27 protein-coding genes are annotated in these 26607 nt (G+C 39.7%); 14 read left to right on the top strand and 13 right to left on the bottom strand.

The annotated features are described in order from the left end of the window. Positions 1–28 precede the first annotated feature (28 nt). Positions 29–1096: a methylmalonyl Co-A mutase-associated GTPase MeaB gene (gene meaB, locus ACOV1Q_RS12795; protein WP_424494793.1), complete on the bottom strand. Its 1068-nt coding sequence runs from the start codon at positions 1094–1096 to the stop codon at positions 29–31. 72 nt (positions 1097–1168) lie between these two features. Between meaB and ACOV1Q_RS12790 the strand changes: the two genes are divergently transcribed. Further along, positions 1169–1606 (top strand): organic hydroperoxide resistance protein, encoded by a 438-nt coding sequence (locus tag ACOV1Q_RS12790; RefSeq protein ID WP_424494792.1) that lies wholly within the window; start codon positions 1169–1171, stop codon positions 1604–1606. 213 nt (positions 1607–1819) lie between these two features. Beyond that, entirely contained in the window at positions 1820–2518 is a 699-nt protein-coding gene (locus ACOV1Q_RS12785) for a peptidoglycan DD-metalloendopeptidase family protein (RefSeq protein ID WP_424494791.1), read from the top strand. On the opposite strand, the gene ACOV1Q_RS12780 is transcribed toward ACOV1Q_RS12785, so the two are convergent. Both ACOV1Q_RS12780 and ACOV1Q_RS12775 read right to left on the bottom strand, forming a co-directional pair. After that, positions 2511–3101, bottom strand: coding sequence for a DUF2911 domain-containing protein (locus ACOV1Q_RS12780; RefSeq protein WP_424494790.1), 591 nt, complete (start codon positions 3099–3101; stop codon positions 2511–2513). The genes ACOV1Q_RS12785 and ACOV1Q_RS12780 overlap by 8 nt on opposite strands. 87 nt (positions 3102–3188) lie before the next feature. Beyond that, positions 3189–3686, bottom strand: coding sequence for a DUF2383 domain-containing protein (locus ACOV1Q_RS12775; protein ID WP_424494789.1), 498 nt, complete (start codon positions 3684–3686; stop codon positions 3189–3191). Positions 3687–3949: 263 nt separating this feature from the next. On the opposite strand from ACOV1Q_RS12775, the gene ACOV1Q_RS12770 reads away from it, so the two are divergent. The 3 genes from ACOV1Q_RS12770 to ACOV1Q_RS12760 are packed head-to-tail and all read left to right on the top strand — an operon-like array spanning position 3950 to position 6459. Further along, positions 3950–4495 (top strand): RNA polymerase sigma factor, encoded by a 546-nt coding sequence (locus ACOV1Q_RS12770; protein ID WP_424494788.1) that lies wholly within the window; start codon positions 3950–3952, stop codon positions 4493–4495. Further along, positions 4479–5093, top strand: a complete 615-nt coding sequence (locus tag ACOV1Q_RS12765; protein ID WP_424494787.1) for a hypothetical protein — start codon at positions 4479–4481, stop codon at positions 5091–5093. The genes ACOV1Q_RS12770 and ACOV1Q_RS12765 overlap by 17 nt, the downstream gene beginning before the upstream one ends. Continuing rightward, a complete protein-coding gene (locus ACOV1Q_RS12760; RefSeq protein WP_424494786.1) occupies positions 5074–6459 on the top strand; it encodes a hypothetical protein in 1386 nt (461 codons plus the stop codon). The genes ACOV1Q_RS12765 and ACOV1Q_RS12760 overlap by 20 nt, the downstream gene beginning before the upstream one ends. 217 nt (positions 6460–6676) lie before the next feature. Here the strand turns inward: ACOV1Q_RS12760 and ACOV1Q_RS12755 are convergent, their stop codons facing one another. From ACOV1Q_RS12755 to ACOV1Q_RS12715, 9 genes are all read right to left on the bottom strand, one after another. Then, positions 6677–6892, bottom strand: coding sequence for a hypothetical protein (locus ACOV1Q_RS12755; RefSeq protein ID WP_424494785.1), 216 nt, complete (start codon positions 6890–6892; stop codon positions 6677–6679). Positions 6893–7013: 121 nt separating this feature from the next. Beyond that, positions 7014–7532 (bottom strand): DUF4199 domain-containing protein, encoded by a 519-nt coding sequence (locus ACOV1Q_RS12750; RefSeq protein WP_424494784.1) that lies wholly within the window; start codon positions 7530–7532, stop codon positions 7014–7016. A 122-nt stretch (positions 7533–7654) separates the two neighbouring features. Continuing rightward, positions 7655–11014 carry a preprotein translocase subunit SecA gene (secA, locus tag ACOV1Q_RS12745; RefSeq protein ID WP_424494783.1) on the bottom strand — a complete coding sequence of 1120 codons (3360 nt, stop codon included), beginning with the start codon at positions 11012–11014 and terminating at the stop codon, positions 7655–7657. 86 nt (positions 11015–11100) lie between these two features. Further along, positions 11101–11322 carry a DUF2795 domain-containing protein gene (locus ACOV1Q_RS12740; RefSeq protein WP_008272287.1) on the bottom strand — a complete coding sequence of 74 codons (222 nt, stop codon included), beginning with the start codon at positions 11320–11322 and terminating at the stop codon, positions 11101–11103. Positions 11323–11477: 155 nt separating this feature from the next. After that, positions 11478–12053, bottom strand: a complete 576-nt coding sequence (locus tag ACOV1Q_RS12735) for a cob(I)yrinic acid a,c-diamide adenosyltransferase (RefSeq protein ID WP_424494782.1) — start codon at positions 12051–12053, stop codon at positions 11478–11480. A 452-nt stretch (positions 12054–12505) separates the two neighbouring features. Further along, positions 12506–12673 carry a hypothetical protein gene (locus tag ACOV1Q_RS12730; RefSeq protein WP_424494781.1) on the bottom strand — a complete coding sequence of 56 codons (168 nt, stop codon included), beginning with the start codon at positions 12671–12673 and terminating at the stop codon, positions 12506–12508. Positions 12674–12688: 15 nt separating this feature from the next. Continuing rightward, positions 12689–13393 carry an ABC transporter ATP-binding protein gene (locus tag ACOV1Q_RS12725; RefSeq protein ID WP_424494780.1) on the bottom strand — a complete coding sequence of 235 codons (705 nt, stop codon included), beginning with the start codon at positions 13391–13393 and terminating at the stop codon, positions 12689–12691. A 146-nt stretch (positions 13394–13539) separates the two neighbouring features. Then, positions 13540–14265, bottom strand: a complete 726-nt coding sequence (locus ACOV1Q_RS12720; RefSeq protein WP_424494779.1) for an O-methyltransferase — start codon at positions 14263–14265, stop codon at positions 13540–13542. 150 nt (positions 14266–14415) lie between these two features. Continuing rightward, positions 14416–16281 carry an ABC-F family ATP-binding cassette domain-containing protein gene (locus ACOV1Q_RS12715; protein WP_424494778.1) on the bottom strand — a complete coding sequence of 622 codons (1866 nt, stop codon included), beginning with the start codon at positions 16279–16281 and terminating at the stop codon, positions 14416–14418. Between the two features lie 306 nt (positions 16282–16587). Here ACOV1Q_RS12715 and ACOV1Q_RS12710 point away from each other — a divergent pair, with 306 nt between their 5' ends. The 4 genes from ACOV1Q_RS12710 to ACOV1Q_RS12695 all read left to right on the top strand — a co-directional run bounded on the left by ACOV1Q_RS12710 (position 16588) and on the right by ACOV1Q_RS12695 (position 20903). Continuing rightward, positions 16588–17007, top strand: coding sequence for an endonuclease domain-containing protein (locus ACOV1Q_RS12710; RefSeq protein ID WP_424494777.1), 420 nt, complete (start codon positions 16588–16590; stop codon positions 17005–17007). Between the two features lie 135 nt (positions 17008–17142). Beyond that, positions 17143–17928: a polysaccharide biosynthesis/export family protein gene (locus tag ACOV1Q_RS12705; RefSeq protein WP_424494776.1), complete on the top strand. Its 786-nt coding sequence runs from the start codon at positions 17143–17145 to the stop codon at positions 17926–17928. A gap of 3 nt (positions 17929–17931) precedes the next feature. Further along, on the top strand, positions 17932–20397 hold the full coding sequence (locus ACOV1Q_RS12700) for a GumC family protein (RefSeq protein ID WP_424494775.1): 2466 nt from the start codon (positions 17932–17934) through the stop codon (positions 20395–20397). Positions 20398–20540: 143 nt separating this feature from the next. Then, entirely contained in the window at positions 20541–20903 is a 363-nt protein-coding gene (locus ACOV1Q_RS12695; RefSeq protein ID WP_424494774.1) for a four helix bundle protein, read from the top strand. An 81-nt stretch (positions 20904–20984) separates the two neighbouring features. Here the strand turns inward: ACOV1Q_RS12695 and ACOV1Q_RS12690 are convergent, their stop codons facing one another. Continuing rightward, positions 20985–21626 (bottom strand): hypothetical protein, encoded by a 642-nt coding sequence (locus ACOV1Q_RS12690; RefSeq protein ID WP_424494773.1) that lies wholly within the window; start codon positions 21624–21626, stop codon positions 20985–20987. Between the two features lie 445 nt (positions 21627–22071). On the opposite strand from ACOV1Q_RS12690, the gene ACOV1Q_RS12685 reads away from it, so the two are divergent. The 5 genes from ACOV1Q_RS12685 to ACOV1Q_RS12665 are packed head-to-tail and all read left to right on the top strand — an operon-like array spanning position 22072 to position 26589. Continuing rightward, entirely contained in the window at positions 22072–22935 is an 864-nt protein-coding gene (locus ACOV1Q_RS12685) for an ABC transporter permease (protein ID WP_424494772.1), read from the top strand. A gap of 16 nt (positions 22936–22951) precedes the next feature. After that, positions 22952–23728 (top strand): sulfotransferase, encoded by a 777-nt coding sequence (locus ACOV1Q_RS12680; protein ID WP_424494771.1) that lies wholly within the window; start codon positions 22952–22954, stop codon positions 23726–23728. A gap of 50 nt (positions 23729–23778) precedes the next feature. Beyond that, positions 23779–25023: an ABC transporter ATP-binding protein gene (locus tag ACOV1Q_RS12675; RefSeq protein WP_424494770.1), complete on the top strand. Its 1245-nt coding sequence runs from the start codon at positions 23779–23781 to the stop codon at positions 25021–25023. Next, the gene (locus tag ACOV1Q_RS12670) at positions 25014–25847 is read left to right on the top strand and encodes a sulfotransferase (protein ID WP_424494769.1); all 834 of its coding nucleotides are present in this window, start codon (positions 25014–25016) and stop codon (positions 25845–25847) included. Before ACOV1Q_RS12675 ends, ACOV1Q_RS12670 begins: the two co-directional genes overlap by 10 nt. Next, a complete protein-coding gene (locus tag ACOV1Q_RS12665; protein WP_424494768.1) occupies positions 25840–26589 on the top strand; it encodes a class I SAM-dependent methyltransferase in 750 nt (249 codons plus the stop codon). The genes ACOV1Q_RS12670 and ACOV1Q_RS12665 overlap by 8 nt, the downstream gene beginning before the upstream one ends. Positions 26590–26607 lie beyond the last annotated feature (18 nt).

Here is a 26607-nt window from a genome sequence, read left to right as displayed (position 1 = left end):
ATTTTCAACACATTTTTTTGCTGAAGTTTTAGGTTAAGCTAAGCAAATATTTTGCTGCGGAAAAAGGAGTGGTTTCATTATTCTCTACCGCCTTCATTTGTAACTGCAGTTCCTTTTTAATTTCAGGATTGTTATAAAAACGGTTCTTGAGATGCTCATTGATGGTCTGCTGTAACCAAAATTTATTCTGCTCCTGGCGCCGAATGTAGAAATGTTGGTTTTTCTCTACAGAAGTACGAAATTCCTCTACCATTTGCCAGATTTCTTCAATCCCTTCCTCATGAAGTGCGCTGCATAAAGAAACTTTTGGTCGCCACCCACTTGTTTTTGCAGGATAAAGGTGCAATGCCCTTCGGAATTCAGATTTTGCTTTTTCAGCCGGTTTTCTGTTTTCACCGTCGGCTTTATTAATAACGATGGCATCGGCCATTTCAATGATTCCACGTTTTATTCCCTGCAGTTCATCGCCTGCTCCGGCAAGTTTGAGTAGTAGGAAAAAGTCGGTCATGCTGTGCACCGTTGTTTCACTCTGTCCTACTCCCACCGTTTCTATGAGCAGCGTGTCAAAGCCTGCAGCCTCGCATAAAATGATGGTTTCCCGCGTCTTTTTTGCCACTCCGCCAAGAGAATCACCGGAAGGGGAGGGACGAATGAAAGCATTTTCATGATTCACCAGGGTTTCCATTCGGGTTTTGTCGCCCAGAATACTCCCGCCCGAAATTGTACTTGTAGGATCTACTGCAAGCACCGCTACCTTTTTGCCATTGTTGGCGAGGTAATTTCCAAAAGCTTCAATAAAAGTGCTTTTTCCCACTCCGGGTACACCCGTAATTCCTATTCTAATGGATTTATTAGCATATGGCAGGCATTTCTCCACTAGTTCTCCTGCTTTTTCCTGGTGGTTGGGCTGGTTACTTTCCACCAAAGTTATGGCTCTGCTTAATGCCGCCTGATCCTTCTTCAGGATCTTCTGAAAAAGCTGTTCCACAGTAGTTGCTTTTTTGCGAGATTTTTTAATTCTGCTAGCCGAGGCCGCACTCACATTAGAGCGTGAATTACCGCTTTCAGATTGTTTTAAAGGCGATTTGCTGACCAATGGGAAAAACTTTTTTAGGTGAAAATGTAATTCGTATATTGAAGTACTAAATTAATAAAATAAAAATTCATTATGAAGACATTGTATACTGCAAGCGCAACCACCGCAGGTGGCCGTTCGGGGCACGTAAAAAGTGACGACGGGGTTCTTGATCTGGAGTTGAGCATTCCCAAGGAAATGGGGGGTGCCGGAGGTAATAAAACCAATCCGGAACAACTTTTTGCAGCGGGATATTCTGCTTGCTATGGCAGTGCTTTACAAGCAGTCGCCAAAGAAAGAAAGGTAGATCTGGGAGATTTTACTGTGACAGCTGAAGTTTCTATAGGTAAGACTGAAGAAGACGATTTTCAGCTTAGCGTGGTTCTTGACACTTATATTCCCGGAGTAGATGTGGAGACAGGAGAAGAACTGGTGAATGCCGCGCATGAAGTGTGTCCTTATTCAAGGGCGACTCGTGATAATATTGATGTTACACTAAATTTAATGTTAGACGAAGACGAAGAAGAGTAGTTGGTTGAACTTTCTTCAATAAAAAAGCACCTTTTAAGGTGCTTTTTTTATACCATTTTGGCTAGACATCATTTTAAATTTATTTCCGGACCTCATGTTTTGAAATTAAAAAATTAGAGTTTGTTTTATTCTTCCTTTATTTTCCAAATTCAGATTTAAAAAAAGGCTTGTAAAATGCCATTTTGGAGACTACATTTGAGCAAAAATTTCAGCATGCATTCTTCCGGATTTTCAGATTATCTTTCTTCTTTAACTACAGACTTCACGCCTGTACTTGATATCAAGTATAAAGCCGAAGATTATGTTTCCATAGATCTTTCTAAAACCAGCGATGAATTGGTGAAGACAGATATTTCTTCTTCCGAAGATTTTTCAGAATATATGGAGGAATTTCTACAGAAAAGAGGTGCAAAAGCGGCTTTTGGAGGATATAATGAAACGAGGGATTTATACCGCCGCAGTGTCCTGTTCACGGCTTCTCCTGAAAAGGATCTTAACAGGAACATACATTTGGGAGTAGATCTTTGGGCACCGCATGGAACCGCCGTTCTTGCGGTTCTTGATGGAAAGGTACATAGTTTTCAGGATAATAAGGCTTTTGGAGATTATGGACCTACCATTATTCTTGAACATGCCGTTGAAAACCAGACATTTTATAGTCTTTACGGACACCTAAGCCGAAGATCATTAGATGAATTAGTCGTAGGACAGATTTTCAAAAAAGGAGAAAAAATAGCTGAACTTGGGGAACCCCTTGAAAATGGAGATTACGCACCGCATTTACATTTTCAGCTTATTAAGGATCTTCAGGGGAGAAGCGGGGATTATCCAGGAGTGGCCTGTCGCAGGGAGATAGAGTCTTACCTTAAAAATTGTCCTAACCCCAATCTTCTGTTAAAATTTTCTAGCTAGAAATAGATTCGGGCATCATGGTTTGAGAGGCCTCGATTATTGGGATAGAGATTACTGTCATATCCCAGGCTAAAATCATTTCAATAAGCTCGTTGGTCTCCTGGAAATATATGCTGAATTGTTCAATGGAAGATCCAGGTTCTTCAACCGGTACTTCAATGGTGAGAACATCATGCTCGGGCAGGCGCGAAGGGACTTTATCAAGAGTAATTCCCCATGGATACATTTCAGAATTAAAGATTACTTTCCACGAATCTTCACCTGGAATCGTCCACAGCGTATATTTTCCGGCAGGTAAGAACGAGCCGTCTACCATAATATTTTCATTGGTTTGAAAAGTAGTTGCTTCATTTGCGCCCGTTCGCCACACCTCCCCGTAAGGTACGAGGCCGCCGAAAATCTCCCGGTTCTTCTTATATGGGCGGTTGTAGAAAACTTCCATTTGCAAGTCGTCCTGCTGATAGGCCACGGTATCTTCGGGACTGTAAGATTTAGTCTGAAGTCTCTGCAGGTAATAACCGGCAAGAACCACAAGGCAAAGCACACCGGTACCAAAAATAATGCGTTTCAGATTTTTCTTCATACCTCTTAAATAACAAAAGTTGTGCCGTCAAAAAAAAGCACCATTTTGGATTAAATGGTGCTTTTCTTGAATATCGAAATAAGGGCTCTATATCGCTTTCAGTTTTCTTACTTTTGGCTCTTTATTAGGCTCTAGTCCTTTAATAGAAGTGCGAAATTTCTCAGCTTCCCCGAGGCTTTTTAGTATCACCAGGCGTTGCTTCTTTAAAATTTGAAGTACCTCTTTAGGGAAACGGGTATCGCTAAGAATTTCTTCATATAATTTCAGATTCTCTTCATCTTTTGAGGTACATTTTTTAAGTAACTTCAACGGGCGCGTTTTTGTAAGTGCTTTCTTCTCCTGCCTCCAATCTCTGTCGAGGTTTCCTTTTTGAACCCACTGCTTTTTAGGCTCAATTCCCGCCTGTACCAGTTGTTCTGAGATTTCATGGCTAAATCTATTACGGTTCACGGTTTCATGATTGAAAAACCGCTTAAGATTAACCTCTTGTACATCTTCACTGGCATTGTAGTACAAACGTTCAGCTTCAAAACTGTCTTCCAGAAGCCAGTTCAATTTTTTAAACTTTGAGTAACGATCTTCCATAACTTTTAAATTAATTCTAATAACAAGATAAAAACCAGTATTTTAATGTGTTTAGAAGTTCTTGTTAATATTTGATTTTTTAATATTATTTTGCCACTTCTTTAAGAAGAAAGTCAATTTATTAAGAAATAGGTGATGTGGGAATCTTCTTTCTCCGCGAGTTTGAAGGACACTTCTGAGAAAAAATTGAAAAATGAGAATGTTTTGCAACATCTATTATTTTCTCTCGTCTTTATAGTAGACATCAACCAAAACAATGAAATGTGTTACAGCATAAGTTAATCGAAGAATGTAAAGAGAACAGCCGAAGGGCCCAGTTTAAGCTTTACAACCAATACTGCGAAGGGATGTTTTGCGTAGCCCGCAGATTTTTACATGATCCTTTTGAAGCTGAAGATGCTATGCAGGAGGCTTTTGTGAAAGCATTTAAAAAACTGCATCAGTTCAATGGCGAAGTTACTTTTGGAGCCTGGCTTAAAAGAATTGTGATTAACAAATGCATTGATAAGTTAAAATCAAAGAAACTGGAATTGCTCGCGCTTAATGAACAAGTCATGGCCACAGTAGAGGATGAAGAAGACTGGACGGTTGAAAACGACGTTGGGATCAAAGAAGTAAAAGCTGCCATTGAGGACCTACCGGAGAAATATAAATATCCGTTGATGTTGTTTTTGGTAGAAGGTTATGATCACGAAGAAATTTCAGAAATATTAAATATCAGTCAGGTGGCGTCAAGAACGCTGGTGCACAGAGGAAAGAAAAAATTACAGCAAGAACTTAAAAAATTGAGAAATGTCACAGGATCTTAGAGAAATGTTCAGGAATGAAGAGGAGCTAACTTCAGACAGGCTCCAAAAAGGGCATCAAAAAAGATTTGAAGCCAAATTAGACAAAGCTTTGCCGAAGGAAAATCCCGGCAGGAAATATCTATTCCTTAAGATAGCGGCAGTACTAGTGGTGGCCGTTGGAGTTGGATTCATTTTCTTTTCGCCTCAGGCTTTGAACCCAGGTATTGAAAACCAGGTAGTAGAAAATCCGGTTGAAGGAAGTATAGAAGAAAATTCGGAAGAGCCGGTTTCAGAAAAATTTCTGGTGAGTGATGTTTCTCCGGAATATAAGAAGATCGAGAACTATTATTTGGCAAATCTCAATTTTGAATTGTCTAAGCTTGAAGTTACTGATGAAAATAAAGCCTTGCTTGATTCTTTTATGAAGCAGCTGGCCGAACTGGAAAAGGAATATCAACGATTGAATAATGAATTTAGTGAAATAGGTGCCAATGAGCAAACCATTGAAGCTTTGATTGGAAACCTACAGCTTAGGCTGGAATTAATGTACAAATTAAAGAACAAGATAAACGAAATTAAAAAATCTAAAAACGAACAATATGAAAACTATGAAGCTTAAAATTTTAATGTTGTTCTTGCTTAGTGGTACAGTCGTGGCGATTGCACAAACAGAAAAGCTTGAAAAAACATACAAGACCAATGCGGATGTGACATTAGAAGTAGATGCGAGTCATACGAATGTTGTGATAGAAAACTGGGATAGAAATGAGGTGCAAATAGAAGCTTTCCTGGAATCTGGACAGTCCGACAAGGAAACGACAAAAGCTTTGCTCGCAAACTGGAAGGTCCAGACTTCCGGAAACGCAGGGAAAGTCAGCATCACCTCTGGAGGGGGTGGAGGATTAAGTATGCCCCCAATAGATATAGCTGCATTAAACGGTTCTATGGCGAAGTTGCCAGAGATCATTGATCCTGTAATGGAAATGGTTGGACCTTTACTGGAAAGCATTTCTAACAATCCTCTTCCACCGGAATTTTACGAGAACATGAGCGAACTTCATTTTGATTATGAAGCTTATCAAAAAGGAGGAGAGAAGTACATGGAGGAATGGGAAAAGAAGATCGAAAAGAAATTCGGGAAAGAATTCGAAGTTTCTATGGAGAAATGGGCTTCTAATTTTGAAAAGGATACAGTGCTTTGGAAGAAGAACATTGAAGTGGAGATGGAAAAATGGGGAGAAGACTTTGGTAAAAGTATGGAAGCCTGGGGCGAGAGCTTTGGAAAAGAGATGGAAAAATGGGCAGAGCAGGTAGAAATGGAAGTAGAAGCCAAATATGATGATGGAGGAAACAGGGTGATTGTTTTGAATGATAAAATGTCCAAGGCTAAGAAAACCATTCGTGTGAAGGTGCCTGCCAATGCCAGATTAAACCTGGAAGTGCGACATGGAGAGGTGAAATTGAGTGGTAAAAACTCCAACGTCAAAGCTAATCTTTCTCACAGCCGGTTTTCTGCAAATACAATTACGGGAAAGCAAACCAATATTTCGGCAGCTTATACGCCGGTAACAGTAAAAACCTGGGAGTTTGGGGAGTTGAAAACATCCTATGTTCAAAGTTGCGACCTCGGAACTGTGAGAAGTTTAAAGATCACTTCAAATTCCAGCGATGTAAAGATTGGGGAGATCCTGGAAATAGGGATTATTTCCGGCACTTTTGGGGAGCTAAGGATAGATAAGGTTTCACCGAACTTCAATACCTTGGATATTACTCTGGAAAACAGTGATCTTATCCTTGATTTACCCGAAGTAGCCCTGAATTTCAGCTACACCGGTTCTCAAAGTGAAATTGATTATCCTGCTTCTATTAAAGCAAGGCCTGTAAAAAATTATGACACACAAACTATTAATGGATATCAAAAATCAAGAGATGGAAAAGGGAGTGTTTCAATAAAAGCCAGGTACAGCGATGTTCACATCAAATAATCTTCTGTTAAAATGCCCTTTTTGAATGGGCAGGTAAAAAATATCCGAAGTACTAATGCTTCGGATTTTTTTTTTATGCTGAATTTTAAAAACAGGTTCTGAAATTCCATCTTTTACATTTTAGGACATCTTTTCAAAATATTACCCTCGAAAAAGGCAAGAAAAGCAGTTAGGCTTTCAAGAGCAAAATTTCAAAATTATGATTTTTAATTAGTGCTTATTCGGGTTCATGAGGTTCCCGGCCTGTTTCCATCTCGATTTCGATCTCCACATTCACCTCTTTTTTCATAACCTTTCCCTTTGATCTCATCATGCCTGAGGAATTCGGGTGCAGGAATTTCCAGCTGTGCCCTGTACTTTCCTTTTTTTGGAATTTCGAAAAAGCATCAAGCTTTGCTTTTGCTGCTAAAGACCTGTTAAAATGAGCAGCCAAAAAAGTATTTTAGAGGCTTATTTCTCAAACATGTTTTCAAGATGTTAAAATTGTTTCAACAAGACATGTTTCAATTCTCTAAAAAATATTACTGAAGATATTTTCAAGACCATCCACAATTTTATCTATAAGGAGCAGTGCCTTTAACCTGGTGAGGATTCGGTTTCTTGCGCCGGAGAATAAGAGCAGCAATGGCTGCGGTAATAAGTCCTGTGACTGCCGCCCAAACCATGCTCTGCAAGATGTAGTTCTGAAGGTCGAAATAAGCTTCAGCTTCTTCCCGGTTCATTTCTCCTGCTTCTATAGAATATTCAATGACATTGCTAAAATAATGAGGGGATAAAATCTGACTAATCAACAGTTGCACAAAAGGTGAAAGGAGAACTACTCCAAACGTTAAAAATGCTCCAGATTTAAAGCCTTTGGGCCAGTCCATAAAACCGTCATAGTAATTTTTTCGTTTGTCAAAAAGTGCTAAGAGGTAAATACCAATAGCTACAATTCCGAAAAAGCTGGTGTAGAAGGAATGTTCTGCTATATTTTTATCGTGCAGGCCAAAATATTTTTCGCCCAGCATCCAAAGGATCATAGCGACAGAAAATATTATAGCCCATTTGATCTCAATACGGTACTTGTTCATTTTTTTAAAGTTGGTTCTTTAAAATTACTAAAAATTAAACTCTCCGGGGGAATTGAAATAAAAAGCCTGAAAAACAAATCTGTTTTTCAGGCTTTAAAACAATTACTTCAAGTTATTTATGACTACTCGTCAACCAATACCCAGTCTCCTTTGTCAAGAAGCGAAATGGCCTGTTTGTACTTCATACTTTTGTTTTCACCACTCATCACATTCTTAACCGTCACCTTGTCATTTCTTCCAATCTTTGGACGTTCACGAGTGATGGTTTCTGTAACCTGCGGGCGTGGCTGCTGGTTTTGAGAAGCAGCTCTGCTTTGTGCAGCACGTTCATCAAGGTTTGGAATTTCTTCCTTAGAAGTTTCCATAGCCTCTTTTTTTCTCTGCTCCCGGGCTTCATGAATCTGGCTCGTGTTTCGTGCAGGAAGTTCTCCTTTAAACAAGAATGAGATTACGTCTTTATTTACCTGGTCTAGCATTACCTTAAATAGTTCAAATGCTTCAAACTTATAGATCAATAATGGATCTTTTTGTTCATGAACTGCCAGCTGAACGCTTTGTTTTAGTTCATCCATCTTGCGTAGATGTGTTTTCCAGGCATCGTCAATGATTGCAAGCGTAATGTTCTTTTCAAAATCCTTTACGAGTTGTTTTCCTTCAGACTCATAGGCCTTTTCAAGATTGGTCACAACCTGCAGCGTTTTTGCGCCATCGGTAAACGGAACTGAAATTCGTTCAAAATTGTTATTCTGGTCTTCATAGACCTGCTTGATCACAGGGTACGCATCTGCTGCGTTCCTGTTCATTTTCTCATCATAATGCTTATAAGCAGCTCTATAGACCTCTCCGGCAATCTTCTGAGTATCCATCTTCTCAAATTCTTCCTGGGTAATAGGGGAACTCATGGAGAAATAGCGGATAAGCTCAAACTCGAAGTTTTTAAAGTCCATTGCCATTTTGTTCGTATCTGCAATATTTTCGGCAGTGTCAAACAGCATGTTCGCGATGTCTACTCTTAATCGGTCCCCAAAAAGAGCGTGATAACGTCGTTTATAAACTACTTCACGCTGGGCGTTCATGACATCATCATATTCCAGAAGGCGTTTACGAACTCCAAAGTTATTTTCTTCCACTTTTTTCTGAGCGCGTTCTATAGATTTTGAGATCATGGAATGCTGAATCACTTCTCCTTCTTCAAGACCCATACGATCCATAAGTTTTGCGATCTTTTCAGAACCAAATAAACGCATCAGGTTATCTTCCAGAGAGACGTAGAATTGAGAACTTCCGGGATCTCCCTGTCGTCCACTACGTCCTCTTAACTGCCTGTCAACCCTACGGGAATCATGGCGTTCTGTACCCACAATGGCAAGACCACCGGCTTTCTTCACCTCGGGGCTCAACTTAATATCTGTACCACGACCGGCCATATTGGTAGCAATGGTAACAATTCCGGCCTTACCGGCTTCCGCAACAATGTCGGCTTCTTTTTTATGAAGTTTCGCGTTCAAAACGTTATGCGGAACGTTTCTCAACTTCAGCATTCGGCTCAACAATTCCGAAATTTCAACAGAAGTGGTACCAATCAACACCGGTCTTCCTGCTCTCGAAAGCTTCGTAACGTCTTCAATAACCGCATTATATTTTTCGCGCTTGGTCTTGTAGACCATGTCTTCTTTATCCTGACGCGCGATTGGGCGGTTGGTAGGAATTTCTACCACATCAAGTTTGTAGATTTCCCAGAATTCCCCGGCTTCGGTCACGGCTGTACCTGTCATACCCGAAAGTTTGCGGTACATCCTGAAATAATTCTGAAGAGTAACGGTAGCAAAAGTCTGGGTTGCATCCTCGATCTTCACATTTTCCTTCGCTTCAATCGCCTGGTGCAATCCGTCGCTGTAACGACGACCTTCCATGATACGGCCGGTTTGCTCATCAACGATCTTCACCTTATTTTCCATTACCACATACTCAGTGTCTTTTTCAAAAAGCGTGTAGGCTTTTAATAACTGGCGCAGGGTATGTATTCTTTCACTTTTCACGCTGTATTCACGGAAAAGTTCTTCTTTCTTCTCTGCTTCCTCTTCTTTGGAAAGACCTTCTTTTTCGATCTTCGCGATTTCCATTCCAATTTCGGGCATCACGAAGAAATCGGGGTCATCTTTTCCGGAGAGATATTCAACTCCTCTGTCGGTAAGATCGATCTGGTTGTTTTTTTCTTCAATAACGAAATACAGGTCGGCATCAACCTTTGGCATTTCACGGTTGTTGTCCTGCATGTAGAAATTCTCAGTCTTCTGAAGCAACAACTTAATTCCTTCTTCACTCAAAAACTTGATAAGCGCCTTGTTTTTTGGAAGTCCGCGGTGCACCTGCAGCAGTTTAAAACCACCTTCTTTGGTGTCACCGGCAGCAATAAGTTTTTTCGCTTCAGCTAAAACTCCCGTAAGATGTTTTCTCTGAACTTCAACAATATTTGAAACTGCAGGTTTTAATTGATCAAATTCATGAACATTGCCTTTTGGAATAGGTCCCGAAATGATTAACGGAGTACGCGCATCATCAATCAATACAGAATCCACCTCATCTACAATTGCATAGTTATGTGGTTTTTGAACAAGATCATTCGGGGAATGGGACATGTTGTCGCGCAAGTAGTCAAACCCGAATTCATTATTGGTACCATAAGTAATATCTGCATTGTAAGCTTTTCGTCTTGCGGCAGAATTTGGCCTGTGGTAGTCAATACAATCTACCGTCATTCCGTGAAATTGGAAAATTGGCGCCATCCATGCGCTGTCCCTTTTTGCGAGATAGTCGTTGACTGTTACCAGGTGCACTCCATTTCCTGTAAGGGCATTAAGATACATTGGGAGGGTAGCTACTAAAGTTTTACCTTCCCCGGTTTGCATCTCTGCAATTTTTCCCTGGTGCATTGCGACCCCGCCAATAAGCTGAACATCGTAATGAATCATATCCCAAATGATAGGTTTTCCTGCGGCATCCCAGGAATTGTTCCAAATGGCATAATCGCCGTCAAGGTTCACGTAATCCTTCTCTGCGGAAAGTTCCCTGTCAAAAGAAGAAGCAGTAACTTTAAGTTGTGTGTTGTTAACGAAACGCCTGGCAGTTTCTTTAATGGTGGCAAAAGCCTCTGGAAGTATTTCGGCAAGAACGCCTTCAGAAATTTCGTAAGCCCTGTCTTTAAGAGCATCAATTTCGGCGTAAATTTCTTCTTTTCGGGTAATATCTTCAGATTCATCTGCTTCTGAAGTAAGAAGAGCAATCTGGTCATTTACCTCTTTAAGGGCATCTTGTATTTTAGCTTTGAAAATAATTGTTTTGGCGCGAAGTTCGTCGAGAGACAAAGCTTCAAAATCCTTTTCCAAAGACTTTATTTTTTCAACAATGGGTTGAATTTCCTTAATGTCTTTTTTGGATTTGTCACCAACAAAAACTTTTAAAACTGAATCTAAAAAACTCATAGTTTTTATTGTTTTAGTAGTTCAAATGTACGCAAAAAAAAAGCCTCACTTCTGAGACTTTTTTCTTCTATTTCTGTTTGTTTATCTTAATATTCATCCTCGTTCCAAAGATAATCTTCGTCTGTAGGATAATCTGGCCATATTTCCTCAATTGAATCATAGGAATCTCCTTCATCTTCGATTGCCTGAAGGTTCTCCACAACCTCAAGCGGAGCTCCCGTCCTGATGGCGTAATCAATTAACTCATCTTTTGTGGCGGGCCAAGGTGCATCGCTTAAGTAAGATGCTAATTCTAATGTCCAATACATCGGTTAATCGGTTTTGATTTTTTGCAAAAATAAATTTTTTGTTGAGATAGTCAAGAAAAAAATCTATTATTTATCAATATTTTAAAGAACGTTTTCTGAAACCTTAAATTATGGGAAGTTTAATGTTTTAGAAGAATGCCGGCTGGTGGAAGTTTTCAGGACCCTTTCTTCGGAATCCATTGAATTTCCCTGGCGTCTAAATCTTTAGACAACTTTCGTGCCAGCACAAAAAGATAGTCACTCAAGCGGTTCAAATACTGCAAAACCTTCTCATCAAAGGGTTCAAGTTCATGAAGAGCAGCAGCAAGACGCTCGGCGCGACGGCATACACAGCGGCTTATGTGACAGAATGACACAGCCTGGTGGCCGCCTGGAAGTACAAAATGTGTCATAGGAGGAAGCTCGTCATTCATTCTATCAATCTCCTGCTCCAAAAGATGTATATCTTCCACACTTATCTTTGGAATATCAAGGCGTTCCTTTCCGTTTTTTAAAAGGGCTTTTTCAGGGTCTGTTGCGAGAATAGCGCCAAGCGTAAATAAGCGATCCTGGATCTTGAGTAGAATTTGATGACTTTTTTCATCAATTTTCTGGTCCCGTAAAAGGCCAATGTGTGAATTAAGTTCATCCACAGTGCCGTAACTGTCAATCCTTATGTGGTGCTTTGGCACTCTTGTGCCGCCAAACAGTGCGGTAGTGCCTTTATCTCCTGTTCTTGTATATATTTTCAAGTGCTGCTGGTTTTACAATTTCTGAAATTACTCAAAAATGGCATTTTATGCCTTAATTTAGGAAAAAGCTAAAGTAAGGAAAAATTACAGGGTGCAAACTTCAGTTATTTCCGGGGATTGGTGCAGGTTTAAAAAAGTGCTTTAGAAACCTCATTTTTGAGAAGTATAGGTTATTAACTTTTTCAGAAAATCAAATTACTCTTTTACTCCTTTTTCCGCCAGATTTTGGAGTCTTATGCTGAAGATTTTCTCTCTTCCGAAGTTCCTTTTTTCTTCTTCTGCGGCTTCTAATCCAGAATGCAAACGAAAAACATAGGCAGATGAAGCCCAGGTATAGAAGAAATTCATTGGTAAGAAAATCAGTCATTTCACAAAAGAGTTTCTATAAAAATAATAAAACTCCTCAGAAAATCCTATTTCTGAATATAATTAAGTTATTATAATTCAGTTGATTAACTTTTGTGATCCTTGTCCTGTTTTCGATGTTCATAACGCTTTCTGAAACTCCTGTTCTTGCGCTCCCGGTTCTTTTTCGTACGGGCACGGTTCCAAAGGAAAAATCCCAGGAAAAGGATGATTAATCCCAGGTATAAAAGAAAATCATTGTCAAGAAAATCCAATTGAATGAGAATTTACTAGCTGTCTAATGCAGTCATTTTTTTTCTTTCGTCGCTTTCCACGATCCCATCGCGAAGCCTGATGATCCTGTGCGCGTGTTCGGCAATATCTTCTTCGTGCGTAACCAGGATCACCGTATTTCCTGCGGCATGAATGTCGTCAAAAAGATTCATGATCTCTACAGAGGTTTTGGAATCCAGATTTCCGGTAGGTTCATCTGCAAGGATAATGGAAGGATGATTTACCAATGCTCGTCCTACAGCCACCCTTTGGCGCTGTCCTCCAGAAAGCTGATTTGGTTTGTGATCCATTCGGTCGGCAAGACCTACATCTGTAAGTACCTTTTCGGCCCGGGCTTTTCGCTCGCTTTTCGTGGCGCCGGCATACACCATTGGTAAGGCAACGTTGTCTAAAGCTGTGGTTCTAGGCAGCAGGTTAAAGGTTTGAAAAACAAAGCCTATTTCCTTATTTCGGACTTCAGCCAGTTCATCGTCACTCATTTTACTCACGTCTTTTCCGTTGAGAATATATTCACCGGATGTTGGCGTGTCCAGGCAACCCATCAGGTTCATAAGCGTAGACTTCCCTGAACCAGAAGGTCCCATAAAAGCTACATATTCGCCTTTGTCAATATCAATATCAATGCCTTTTAAAACCTTTACGATTTCCTGCCCCAGGTGAAAATCACGGGTGATGTTGCGGATTTTTATAACGCTGCTCATAAATATTATTCAGGTTTACGATCAATATGTAAGACGCAATTTAAAAGGATTTGTTACAACTTCTGAAAAAGAGAATGAATTTAGAATTTTACACACTGCTCAACATTATAATAATCACACCATCACTCCCTCACATCGCCAATTCATTACACTCTAATCACAAAATGCTCTTTTCGCTGCTCTTTCCGGAAGAAAACGAATCCCTGGAAAAAGGTATCTATGGTTACGCTTACTTTTGGGTGTTCTATGATGGCAGACCAGGCTTCTTCCATTCCGCGGGACCAGTGGATATCATCGAAAATCACAACAGAATCATTATGTAGCACTGGCAATAGCTTTTCAAAATATGCGAGTGTGGCCTCTTTTTGGTGATTGCCATCTATAAAAACCATGTCAAAAAGGGGATTTTTATCAGCATTTTTGGTGATTTCCTCTAAAACGGGTTCAAATTTCCCGACTTTCAGGTTTATATTGTCTAGTTCAAATTGTTTAAAACCTTTCTCTGCCACTTTAGCAGTTTCAGGACAGCCCTCAATGGTGGTGAGCTTTACGTCATTTCCTGCCACCATAGAAACACTGCCAATTCCCACAGAAGTGCCCAATTCCAGCGCATTTTTGATATTTAAATAGCGCACCAGCCGGTTCATGAGGCGTCCGCGCTTTGGAGTAATGCCCGAATTCCACGCAATTGCTGCTATTTTTCGCTCATCTGAAGAAAAAACTTTGCTTCCAGCGCCAAAATCGGTGATATTGATGCTGTTTCGGTTTTGTAACATTTTTTTGCGGTAGTTCTCAATGACTTCGTAAGCTGCATGAGGCTTTTTATCGTAGAAGCATCTGGTAACAAGACCAAAAACAAAGGGAGAATGCACTCCATGCTGATTTTTGGATCTGTAAAGAAATCTTATGAAACTGAAAAATCGATACACAATTTAAAGTTTGAATTGCAGAAAAACAGGATTCTGAATATAGTCATTTCAGAATTACTCCCGAGAATGCCATTTTTGGAGTTTCAGCTAAATTTATTCTGCCTTTGCGCCAAGTTCGAACCACCTTTCAGTCTTTTCATCGATCTCATCAATGACCGATTGCAATTCTAATGACGTTTTATCAATCTCTTCGCCGCTGAGTTCCTGCAGGAATTTCTGCTGAATTTCCTCTTTTTTCTTCTCCAGGTTATGGATCTCTTTTTCCAGCCTGTTGTACTCTTTCTGCTCGTTATAATTTAATCCGGGAGAAGTTTTCGCTTCTTTTTTCAGGTCTTTCTTTTCTGTAGGAGTATCGGCTTTTTGCACAATTTCCGGAACTGTACTGGCTTCATATTCTCTATAGTCAGTATAGTTTCCGGGGAAGTCTTCTACTTCAGCATTTCCTCGGAACACAAAAAGGTGATCTACGATCTTATCCATAAAATACCTGTCGTGAGAAACCACCAGTAAATTTCCGGGGAAATCCAGGAGAAAGTTTTCAAGTACATTCAGGGTAACTATATCGAGGTCATTCGTAGGCTCATCGAGGATGAGAAAATTAGGATTCTGAATTAAGACAGTGCACAGGTAAAGTCGCTTTCGCTCCCCACCGCTCAGTTTTTCAACAAAATCGTATTGTTTCTTGCGGTCGAAAAGAAATCTTTCCAGCAGCTGTTGGGCAGAAATTTGCCGCCCTTTTTTCAGCGGAATGTAATCTCCAAACTCCCTAATGACATCAATCACCTTCTGGCCCTGCTTTATTTCAATTCCGCGCTGGGTGTAGTATCCAAATTTTACCGTTTCCCCGATCACAATTTTTCCGGAATCTGGCGGAATGCTACCGGTGAGAATGTTCAGAAAAGTGGATTTTCCGGTACCATTTTTTCCAATGATCCCAAGCCTGTCGCTCGGCTGGAAATTGTAATCAAATTTTTTCAGCAGTTGCTTGTCTTCAAAACTCTTGGAGATGTTGTGCATTTCTACAATTTTGTTCCCCATGCGCTCCATATTGATCTCCAGCTGTACCTGGTGATCGTTTCGGCGTTTGCTGGCGCGATCTTTTATCTCGTGAAAATCCTCAATCCTCGATTTGGATTTTGTGGTTCTTGCCTTGGGCTGCCGGCGCATCCAGTCCAGCTCTTTTTTAAAAAGCTGCTTTGCCTTATCGGTATTGGTTTGCTCCAGGGAAATCCGCTCCTCCTTTTTGTCGAGGTAATAGGAATAATTTCCTTTGTAAGTGTAGAGGTTACCATCTTCCAGCTCCACAATTTCATTACATACGCGTTCCAGGAAATACCGGTCATGCGTGACCATGAAAATGGTGAAATTCTCCTTTCTGAAGAATTCTTCCAGCCATTCAATCATATCGAGATCAAGGTGGTTGGTGGGCTCATCCATTATGATAAGGTTGGGCTTGTTAAGGATCATGGAGGCGAGGGCAAGCCGCTTTTTTTGTCCGCCACTAAGTTCGGCTACCTTTTTATCAAGATCTTCCAGTTTCAGTTTAAAAAGGATTTGCTTATAAGTGGTCTCAAAATCCCAGGCCTGGTGAACCTCCATCTGCTCAAATGCTTTCTGGTAAGCTTCGGCATCTTCAGGATTTAAAAGTGCCTTTTCATAACGTTCAATTACTTTCAGGATCTCATTGTCTGAAGCAAAAATAGTTTGTTCTACCGTTAATTTGGGATCCAGATTTGGTTCCTGCGGAAGAAAAGCAGTGGTAATATCTTTTCGGTACACCACGTTTCCCTCGTCCGGCGAATCGGCTCCGGAAAGGATATTCAGAAGGGAAGTTTTTCCTGTTCCGTTTTTGGCAACAAAGCCCACTTTTTGACCTTCATTAATTCCGAAGGAGATATTTGAGAACAATTCCCGCTCGCCATATGCTTTGGCTATATTTTCAACTGATAAGTAATTCACGCAATAGATCTTTTTGCAAAAGTAGCTTTTTTGATAATCAAATAAGAAGGAATGTTTTTTTTGAGTGAAGAAGTGAAGAAGTGAAGAAGTGATGGTGCGATGAAGTGACCTGTAATGGAGCAAAGGATCAATTACCTACTTTTCCCGACTCCTTTAGGGCTGAGGGAAATTGGGAAGAGAGAACTGAGACATACTTTTGATGTATCGGATCGTTAGAAGATATGTAGAAGTCAATAAGAAAATCCAATTTCTTTTCCCCGGCCCTAAAGGGAGGAAATTGTATTTTCCTTTGTAAGTTTAAGTAATATGAAGAAAAAGAATCCATATTATGATGAAAGCATGTGGAAAGGTGCTCCTTCTGATCATTTTGGTAGAGCAAAAAGACTGAGGGGGAATATGACGGAAGCTGAAATTCTCCTATGGGAAAAACTAATTGTAGGAGAGTTTCGGCAATTTAAGTTCAGGAGACAGCATCCTATACAACAATTTATTGTGGATTTTTATTCCCACAGATTGCAGCTTATTATAGAAGTGGACGGAGGTTATCATGAATTCGCGGAACGACAACAAAAGGATGAAGAACGGAGTGAACTGCTAAAATTCCAGGGATTAGAAATAATAAGGTTTGGCAATGATGAAATTTTGAGCAACTTGAGAGATGTACTTCAAATATTAAAGAAGAAGATACATAAAATAGATTCTACTGCTTTTCCCGACTCCCTTTAGGGTTGGGGGAAATCGGGAAAAGATGTGCCGGGAAGAGGATAACATACCCTTAACAGGAGACAATAATTCTCTAAATGTTTTGTTATTAAGCCACATGGCCTATATTTGTCTCATTCATAGTGTGGTCCCCTGGAAATGAACATAAAACCTCTTTTTGTAATACTTGTTTTGATTTGCGTTTCATCCTGTGTGCCTACAAAGCGCCTGAAGTACCTTCAGGAGAGCGAAACTGCCGTAGACAGTCTTATTAGTGTAGAACGTATTCAGAAGCCATACCGTATTCAAACCAATGACCTGCTGAGTATCAGAGTGAAAGCGCTGGACCAGGAACTGGTGGGAATGTTCAATCCAATTGGGGAAGAAAATCCAAATGCCACAGGGGAAGAAAGGATGTATTACGACGGCTTTTTGGTAGATGCTCATGGAAATATTCGGGTGCCTACTTTAGGAGAGGTCAACGTGCTTGGATATACAGTGGAAGAGGTGCGCGAAAAAATTGAAGATGCGCTGCTGGAGAATTATTTTACTGAAGAAGCTAATATTTTTGTTACTGTAAAACTTGCCGGAATCCGCTATACTACCATTGGAGAAATAGGTTCGGGAAGCCAGGTGATCTATAAAGAACAAGTGACGATCATGGAAGCCATTGCCAATGCAGGCGATATAACTGATTATGGCGATCGTACAGATGTGATCATTCTAAGGCAATATCCCGGCGGACAAAAACGCCACCACATTGACCTTACCAGCATAGATGCGGTGGATTCTCCCTATTATTACATTCAGCCGAATGATCTAATTATTGTAAATCCATTGCCGCAAAAAGCACTTGGACTGGGAACAACTGGGCTGGAAACCTTCAGGACAATTACAACGGTGCTGGCGTTTGTGTCTTCAGCAATTCTTTTAATTACCCGATAGCAGATGGAACATGAAAGCGATCACATATCAGATGTAGGTTCTACTTTTGATTTTAAAGGGTTTGTTCTAAAGGTCTTTAGTTACTGGCAACTCATCATACTTTCCGTAGGGATTAGTTTGGCGGTTGCGTATTACAACAATGTACGAAAGTTGCCGGTGTACCGGTTGGGAAATATGATCTCTATAAAAGACGATCAAAACCCCTTTTTTACGAGTAATACTAGCCTTACTTTTAACTGGGGAGGAACATCAGATAAGGTAAACACGGCAATTACCATTTTGCAGTCCCGAAGCCACAATGAAGAGGTGGTTGAGCGGTTGCAGTATTATATTGGCTACCAGGAAGACGGGGAATACCAGCGCGTGAATGCCTACGGAAAAACTCCTTTTAAAGTAGTGGCAGATACCTCTGCCTACCAGGCACTGGGGAAAACCTTTATCATCACCTTTACAGATCCTACCACCTTCAGGCTTTCTACAAATTTTAGTGGTGGAAGTGTGGGTGTTATGAATTACGATACCAAGGAAAGAGGAAGTGTGGTTGTGGAAGAAGGGGATTTTAGCAGGGAATTCCAGCTGAATGAACCCTTCAATTTGCCATTTTTCAGTGGTGTGCTGGAGCCAACGAGTCATGAACCGGTCATTGGGAAACCATTTTATGTGCAGTTCAAGAACTTTGATGGGGTTGTGGGCAGGTTTAAGAATATTTCGGTAAATACGCAATCGAGGGGAGCTTCGGTCATAAATCTTGCGCTCACAGGAGATAATAAAGCGGAAATTGTGGATTATCTCAATGGTTCGGTGAGAGTTCTTAGCGAAAATATGCTGGAGCGAAAGAACCTTTTTGCCACCAAAACCATTCGTTTTATTGACAGCAGCCTGGCGGTGAAATCAATGGAGCTGCAGAGTGTAGAAGATGAGCTGAATAACTTCAGAAATAAAAATGCCATTATTGACATTTCCGCGGAAAGCAGCCAGCTTAACAGCAAACTCGTAACTCTGGACGTTAGGCGCGAGGAAATCTCCAGGCAGCTTGCTTATTATGAAACCCTGCAGGACTATCTGCAAACCAGAACAGATTATTCCAACGTCCCCGCGCCTTCTGTAGCGGGAATTAATGAAGGAAGCATTGTTAGCGGAGTGGGAAGAATCATTTCTCTTGCTGAAGAACGTAAAAAATACCAGTATTCCCTTCAGGAAAATTCCCCAGTTTTCGCTGATATCGACCGGCAGATCAATGCGGTAAAATCCATACTGCTCGAAAATATGACTTCTTCGAAAGATTTACTTCGGAAGGAGTTGCAGGATATAAGACGGGACATTAGTATAGCCGAAAATGAGATTAGTAAACTTCCGCAGGAGGAGCAGGATCTGCTGAAGATTCAGAGAAAATATTCTTTGAGCGAGAAGACTTATAACATGTTCCTTGAAAAGCGAAGCGAAGCCGGACTCATAAAAGCGGCGAATGTAAGCGACGTGATGGTGATCGACACGGCAAAGGATACCGGTGGCGGGCAGATTGGGCCTAATACCCAGCTAAATTATGTAATGGCTTTGATGGTGGGCGGCGTGATTCCGCTGACATTCGTATTCCTATTGGTATTTCTAAATACCAATGTTCACAACGCTCAGGAAGTGACACGACTATCACCAATTCCGATTCTCGGAATGATAGGGAAGAGCCGGCTCGATACAAATCTGGCGGTTTTCAATAAGCCAAAATCAGCTATTGCTGAAGGTTTCCGGGGGTTAAGATCGAGTCTGCAGTTTATGTACAAGAAGCAGGGCGTCACGGGATCAAAAACTTTATTGATCACATCCTCTGTTTCGGGAGAAGGAAAAACCTTCTGCGCCATGAACCTGGCAACGGTTTTTGCCCTGAGTGAAAAGAAAACAGTGCTGATTGGTGCCGATTTACGAAAGCCAAAGATCTTTGATGATTTCAAGATCAACAATGATGTTGGAATGACCAACTATCTTATTGGGCAGGAACCTTTGGAGAATATTATTCAGACGAGCATGGTTCCGCATTTAGATGTAATTACCGCAGGCCCTATCCCGCCAAACCCTTCCGAATTGCTGATGAATGAACAGATGGAGGCCCTCATGGAGGAACTTAAGGAAAAGTACGATTATATTGTTATGGATACTCCGCCGGTAGGGGTGGTGGCAGATGCGCTCAACCTTGTAAAGTATGCAGATGCGACGCTGTACTTGATACGACAGGATTATACTAAACGCGGAATGCTGGACGTGATCAATGAAAAATATGCCAAGGGAGAGATCAAGAACATCAGTTTTGTTTTAAACCACTTCGTACATCATGCCAAGTACGGTTATGGCTACGGTTATGGTTACGGTTATGGTTACGGCTATTCCTATGGCCGCTACGGCACGGGCTATCATGAAAAAACCCCCACCAAAGGGCTTAAGAAATGGTGGAGGGAGATGAAGCGGAATTTTGAGTAAAGATATACGGTTGTTAGTTGTGCGTTGTGAGTCGTGAGTTTCTTGATTGGTGATATTTTATGTTGGCTTAATCTTTAGTTTTATATTCCCTACATTCTGAATTCCATTTCTTACTTTCATTAAGAAATTTTAATTCGCAACCAATGAAGAGTTATAAAGATCTTGATGTGTATAATTTAGCTTTTAAATATGCCATAGATGTACATAGGGTTTCATTAAAACTACCCAAATTCGAATTATACGAGCAGGGAAGTCAGCTGAGAAGATCTTCGAAAAGCATCAAGGACAATATAGTGGAAGGCTATGGAAGAAGAATATATAAACAGGATTTTTTAAAATTTCTCACATATGCACATGCTTCGCTATTAGAATGTCTGTCCCAGTTAGAAATGCTGGATACTTTATATGGCTTTCCAGAATTAAAAGAATTAAGGAGTAATTATGAATTTTTAGGAGGAAAGCTGTTTTCTTTCAGGCAGTACGTAGAAACGAAATGGAAATCTTGATGGTCACAACTCACAACTCACAACCCACAGTTCAGAACCCATATCCCAAATATCCACACTAAAACACCTGAAAAAAGCGGCTTACCACTCCCTCCCAATCAACTCCGGCAATTGCTTTTCAATTTCAGTTCCTAAAATACCCTTTTTGACACTCAGGTATTCTTGAATTTCTGCAGCAGAAAGATTATACGTTTCCTTTAATCCTTCAATGATGATCTTGAGGTAATGTTCATTGGGTGAATTTATTTCATCAGCAAGAAAATCCATATTTGTAAACGTGAAAATGGGATAACCTTCGTTAGTTCCCAAAAACATCAATTTACTGTACCAGGTTTCCTTTAAAAGGTCCAGTACACCGACTGTAATTGCCTGCTCAAAATTAATAGGCAGATCTCCTTCATGTTTTACTTCCTGTTTTACGAGTTCGATGAATTGTTCTACGCTGATGAGGTGCATTCGGCCGAGAGTGGTGAAACGCTTGTCAATTTTAGGTTTTATAAATGCAGCTCCGCCGCCGCTCCAGGTCCTGGATACCTTCGCGAAATAAAATTCTGCATTTATTCCTATCGGCTTACTGGCAATAGGAGCAGAGGTATCGGTACAACCTACATACGTGCGGTGGGCACCTCTTGGAGTTCCTCCGCTGATATAGCAGGAGAACCTTTCGTCAATTAAGTTTGAGCCGTAGCTGGCGCACCAGAGTTTGGTGAAGTTTTGTTTCATTTAGATTGTTTGTAGTTTTTTGTTTATTGTTCAGGGTTTTCTAATGATATGGAATAACGCAATTTTTAAGTATAATCCAATTGGAGAGCTTTTTATTAACTGAAACAGCAATGTGACCTGTCATTGCGAATTCCGCAGGGGTGTGGCAATCTGTTGTTGGCTAGTCCCCTAACATGATCGTAACTTGCCACAGCAGATTGCGTCATTCGTCCAGAGGGCTCCCTCACAATAATGTTATCACAAGGATGTTTTGCAATGACACTTCACGATAAAAAAATACAAACAAATAACATTTCACTTGCAACACGGGACCGACAACCCACAACCGAAAACCGAAAACTTAGAACTGAGAGAAGCGATAACAACAAACCATAAACACCAGACAACAAATAGAAAAAATCCCTTACCTTCGCACTTTTAAATCCCAAATTATAAACTGTTGAGCGTGAGCGAAACAAACGAAGACTGGCTCTACGAGATTACCCCTAAACGAAAGCTGATCGACCTAAATTTTAAGGAGATCTGGCGCTACCGGGATTTGCTGGTACTGTTTGTGAAGCGGGATATAGTCACTGTTTATAAACAGACTATTTTGGGACCGTTATGGTATTTCATTCAGCCGCTTTTTACCTCGGTTATTTTCACTTTGGTTTTCAATAATATTGCAAATATCCCTACCGGAACTGTTCCCCCTTTCCTGTTTAACCTCGCAGGCATCACGGCCTGGAATTATTTTAGTCAGTGTCTTACCGGGACTTCCAATACCTTTAGGGGAAATGCAGGTTTGTTCGGAAAAGTATATTTCCCCCGCGTGATCATGCCGCTGAGTACCACCATTTCCAATTTATTGAAACTGGGAATTCAATTGTTGATCTTTATTGGGTTCTATGGTTATTTTACCCTGTTTCGTGGTTTTGAAATCTCCCCCAATGCTAATATCGTACTTTTTCCAGTTTATTTATTGATGATGGCTTTAATGGGACTTGGGCTGGGGATGATCATATCTGCCTTTACAACAAAGTACCGGGATTTGACGGTGTTGGTAGGTTTCGCAACCTCTCTGCTGATATACATCTCGGCAGTTCCATATCCGTTAAGTGAGGCTGTAATGCAGCTGGGGGATTATGGATGGGTAGTGGAGTACAACCCGCTGACTTATATCATCGAAGGATTTAGATATATGCTCCTGGATACTGGGGTTTTCTCCTGGACTAGTTTCGGGGTTACGTTTTTAATTTCAATAGTTTTGTTTCTGGTAGGATTGGTTATTTTTAACAGGACAGAGAAGACGTTTATTGATACGGTGTAATTTAGTTGTGGTAATTATGGATCAGATTATTAGATTTTTAAAAAAAAGATATTCTTGGATTTTAAAAACAAAAACGTCTTTAAATTATGAAATGTATGGTAATAAAAACTATGAGAAATATGTTGTCATAAGTAGATCAAGGACCGGTTCCACATGGTTAATGACTCTTTTAAGATATCATCCTAATATAATCTGTGAAGGTGAGCTTTTTAAACAGTTGAAAGGAAAAAGCTGCGTTCGAATCTGGAATGATTTTTTTTATAAAAAGCCAAAGAAAATTGAGCAGGTTGGATTCAAATTATTCTATAATCATCCTTATGATCAAGATCAGGCTGTTTGGGATCTTATTGAAGCAGATAAAGATATAAGGATCATACATTTGGTACGAAGAAACTATTTGCGATCATATTTATCTGAAAAAATTGGAGAAAAAACAAAAAAGTGGACTGAGAGTATTCATAAACCCGACAGATTGTCGATCGACGATAAAAAAGTTTCTTTAGATTATAAAGAATGTCAAAAAGTATTTGAGAGGACGCAGAAATATGAAATAAATACAAGGGAAAGATTTCGAGATCATAATTTTATTGAAGTAGCCTATGAAGATTTGCAGGAGAACAAAGAAGAAGTTCTTTCTAGAATTTTCGGGTTTTTAGAAGTTTCATTCATAGTAGAAGAGGTTCCTAACAAAAAGCAGAATCCGGAGAAGGTTTCTAACTTGTTAATAAACTATAAGGAATTAAAGGCGCAGTTATCTAAAACCCAATGGAGCAATTTTTTTATAGAAAAGTAGATTCAGCTATAGAGTATTTTTCTAAGTTCTAATAAAATTGATATTATCCAATGAGCGTTATATTAAAAGCTGAAAATATATCCAAACAATACCGCCTTGGCACTGTAGGTACAGGTACTTTAAGCCATGATCTTAACCGGTGGTGGCACCAGGTGAGGGGGAAGGAAGATCCTTATTTAAAGGTAGGTGCGTCAAATGACAGTTCCGCCAAAGCTACAGAAGATTATGTCTGGGCTTTGCGGGACATCAATTTTGAAGTAAAACAAGGGGAGGTTTTAGGTATAATTGGCAAAAATGGTGCGGGAAAATCTACTTTGTTAAAAATTTTATCCCGTGTGACTGGGCCAACCACCGGAAGTATAAAAACTAAAGGGCGCATTGCTTCCCTTTTAGAAGTAGGAACAGGTTTTCATGGCGAACTTACCGGCAGGGAAAACATTTTTATGAATGGCGCGGTGTTGGGAATGACTAAAGCAGAAATCAAAAGTAAATTAGATGAAATCATTGCTTTTTCTGGTTGTGAAAGGTACATTGACACCCCAGTTAAACGCTATAGCAGCGGGATGACTGTTCGGCTAGGTTTTGCCGTAGCCGCACATCTGGAGCCTGAAATATTAGTGGTAGATGAGGTATTGGCAGTGGGCGATGCCGAGTTCCAGAAAAAAGCCATAGGGAAGATGCAGGATCTTTCTGCTGGCGAAGGGAGAACAGTTTTGTTTGTAAGTCATAATATGGCGAGTGTTAGTAGCTTATGTTCATGTGGAATAGTACTTGAGGATGGCCAAACTGTATTCAGGGGTGGTGTTAGGGATTCTATTGGCTTTTATCTTAATAATAAAAATCACTATTTGAAGGAAATAAATTTCTATGATTTAGATAAGCAAAAAGGTATTTGTAAGGTAGAATTTCTTGGTAAAGATAATGTACCGGCAAATGTTGTCGTAGTAGGACAGGAAGTAAGGATTAAAATGGGGTATAAAAATCCCGGAGGAAGTAATACAGTTCTTTCTATTGCTTTTTATGATTATCATGAGAATTTTCTTTTTGCCTGTAGAAGTGATGTTGTAAATAAAAAATACTCTCCTAATTGTGGAGAAGGTTTATTAGTTATACATAAATGGCCCCTGAGTACTGGCATCTATACTTATAATACCGGCATGCTAGAAGCGAATATAATGATCGAAAATTTAAAGGATGTTGGAAGGCTTACAGTAGAAAATGGTGATTTTTATGGTTCCGGAAAATTGCCGGCTCCTAGTAAAAGAGGATTTTATACAAATTTTGAATGGCTATAAAAAGTTTTGAATCTTTTTTATATCGTTTAAAGAAAAAAATCACTTTTTTCTTTAAACCCTCATATAGAAGAAAAAGAAGAGAGAAAATTATATTTGTTTTAAGCACTGGAAGATGTGGATCTACAAGTATTACAAAAATGTTCAATCAAAACCCTCGGTTTATAGCATTTCATGAAGTGATTCCAGAGTTGATTGGATTAAGCACAAAACTGGCTGAAAATCCTGATTCCAAAGATGAAATTTTCTCTGAATTAAAAAGAATATTTCGAAAAAAAAAATGGGACGGAAAGAAAGGGCAGGTAGTTGTACATTCCGATCACAGGATGTGGAATTTGGTTGAATTCCTATCTGATTATTTTCCAAACTCTTCTTTTATACATCTAATGCGCAATCCGCATGATTGCGTTCAATCATTTTTGCCTAGAGGCTGGTATACTGAAAATGATATTAAAGGAGAAAAGAATATTTTCGGGAAATATAGATTACAGGGAGATAAAATTGGGGCAATGTCTTCTAAAATGTGGGAAAGTTACTCCCGTTTAGAAAAGTGTACGTGGTACTGGAATTATGTAAACACGTATATTGAAAATGAATTAAAAGATATAGAAGAAGAACGTGTTCAGGTAATTAAGCTAGAGAATTTGCAAAAAGAAATGAATGAAAAAATAGGAATTAAGCACGATATTGAATCTGAATTTAATTTTTGTAATATAATAACTAATCAAGGTAGTGGTATTGAAGGTTTGTTTGAATCTGAAAAAGTATCAATGGCTCTTCGAAAATTTGAAGCTGAATTTTATTCCAAATATTATAGTAATGATTAGGAAATTAAAAAAGGAAATAAAACGATTTGTTGATGCAAGAGTAAATTTGATTAAAGATCAACAACGAAAAAATCAGCAAACTCATTTTAATTACAGTCAACTTTCACAGCTTTTTAGTGAGGATAGTTTTATTCCATTTTCAGCATGGGCCATTTCTCCAAACACGATTTTACATGTTCTAAATGACATTAGTATTAATCAAAGGAAAGGAATCGTTGAATTTGGTGCCGGAGCGTCGACTTTTTATATTGCAAAATTACTTAAGGTGCTGGAAATTGATGCCGTTTTTTTTTCGGTGGAATCGGATGAAAAATGGGCGAAAGAAATACGGAGGCATTTGGAGCTGTATCAACTTGAAAATTATGTAAAAATTGTTTATGCACCTTTGGAAGAAGTGACGGCTGATCTTTCCTACAAGGAGCAAAAGATATGGTATTGTAAAAACATTTTGCAAGAGGAATTTCAATCTTTGACTTATATTGATCTTGTTCTTGTTGATGGCCCTTTTGGTGGAAGCACGCCTTATGCTAGATATTCAGCTATTCCATTTCTACAAAAAAAGTTGCCTGAAGATTGTTCCATCTATCTAGATGATGTCAACCGTCCTCACGAAGAGGAAATAGCAAAAGAATGGAAGCTTATGCTCAAAAGTGATTCTCGTTATATCGATCGATATGTTGTTCTATCCAAAGCACAAAAGTTTGATGTTACCCCCTTCCATTTAGAAAGTTTACCTTTATAACAATTTCAAAGTATATTC

This window comes from Salinimicrobium maris (assembly GCF_049680855.1).
Classification (GTDB): domain Bacteria; phylum Bacteroidota; class Bacteroidia; order Flavobacteriales; family Flavobacteriaceae; genus Salinimicrobium.
Note: the sequence above shows the minus strand (reverse complement) of the source record. Positions and strands in the feature narration are given on the sequence as shown.

Bases quoted from the DNA above. Each gene is read 5' to 3' on its own strand.
- ACOV1Q_RS12790 (WP_424494792.1), top strand. From the start codon at position 1,169: ATGAAGACATTGTATACTGCAAGCGCAACCACCGCAGGTGGCCGTTCG.
- ACOV1Q_RS12785 (WP_424494791.1), top strand. From the start codon at position 1,820: ATGCATTCTTCCGGATTTTCAGATTATCTTTCTTCTTTAACTACAGAC.
- ACOV1Q_RS12780 (WP_424494790.1), bottom strand. From the start codon at position 3,101: ATGAAGAAAAATCTGAAACGCATTATTTTTGGTACCGGTGTGCTTTGC.
- ACOV1Q_RS12775 (WP_424494789.1), bottom strand. From the start codon at position 3,686: ATGGAAGATCGTTACTCAAAGTTTAAAAAATTGAACTGGCTTCTGGAA.
- ACOV1Q_RS12765 (WP_424494787.1), top strand. From the start codon at position 4,479: ATGTCACAGGATCTTAGAGAAATGTTCAGGAATGAAGAGGAGCTAACT.
- ACOV1Q_RS12760 (WP_424494786.1), top strand. From the start codon at position 5,074: ATGAAAACTATGAAGCTTAAAATTTTAATGTTGTTCTTGCTTAGTGGT.
- ACOV1Q_RS12750 (WP_424494784.1), bottom strand. From the start codon at position 7,532: ATGAACAAGTACCGTATTGAGATCAAATGGGCTATAATATTTTCTGTC.
- secA (WP_424494783.1), bottom strand. From the start codon at position 11,014: ATGAGTTTTTTAGATTCAGTTTTAAAAGTTTTTGTTGGTGACAAATCC.
- ACOV1Q_RS12740 (WP_008272287.1), bottom strand. From the start codon at position 11,322: ATGTATTGGACATTAGAATTAGCATCTTACTTAAGCGATGCACCTTGG.
- ACOV1Q_RS12725 (WP_424494780.1), bottom strand. From the start codon at position 13,393: ATGAGCAGCGTTATAAAAATCCGCAACATCACCCGTGATTTTCACCTG.
- ACOV1Q_RS12710 (WP_424494777.1), top strand. From the start codon at position 16,588: ATGAAGAAAAAGAATCCATATTATGATGAAAGCATGTGGAAAGGTGCT.
- ACOV1Q_RS12705 (WP_424494776.1), top strand. From the start codon at position 17,143: ATGAACATAAAACCTCTTTTTGTAATACTTGTTTTGATTTGCGTTTCA.
- ACOV1Q_RS12700 (WP_424494775.1), top strand. From the start codon at position 17,932: ATGGAACATGAAAGCGATCACATATCAGATGTAGGTTCTACTTTTGAT.
- ACOV1Q_RS12695 (WP_424494774.1), top strand. From the start codon at position 20,541: ATGAAGAGTTATAAAGATCTTGATGTGTATAATTTAGCTTTTAAATAT.
- ACOV1Q_RS12690 (WP_424494773.1), bottom strand. From the start codon at position 21,626: ATGAAACAAAACTTCACCAAACTCTGGTGCGCCAGCTACGGCTCAAAC.
- ACOV1Q_RS12680 (WP_424494771.1), top strand. From the start codon at position 22,952: ATGGATCAGATTATTAGATTTTTAAAAAAAAGATATTCTTGGATTTTA.
- ACOV1Q_RS12675 (WP_424494770.1), top strand. From the start codon at position 23,779: ATGAGCGTTATATTAAAAGCTGAAAATATATCCAAACAATACCGCCTT.
- ACOV1Q_RS12670 (WP_424494769.1), top strand. From the start codon at position 25,014: ATGGCTATAAAAAGTTTTGAATCTTTTTTATATCGTTTAAAGAAAAAA.
- ACOV1Q_RS12665 (WP_424494768.1), top strand. From the start codon at position 25,840: ATGATTAGGAAATTAAAAAAGGAAATAAAACGATTTGTTGATGCAAGA.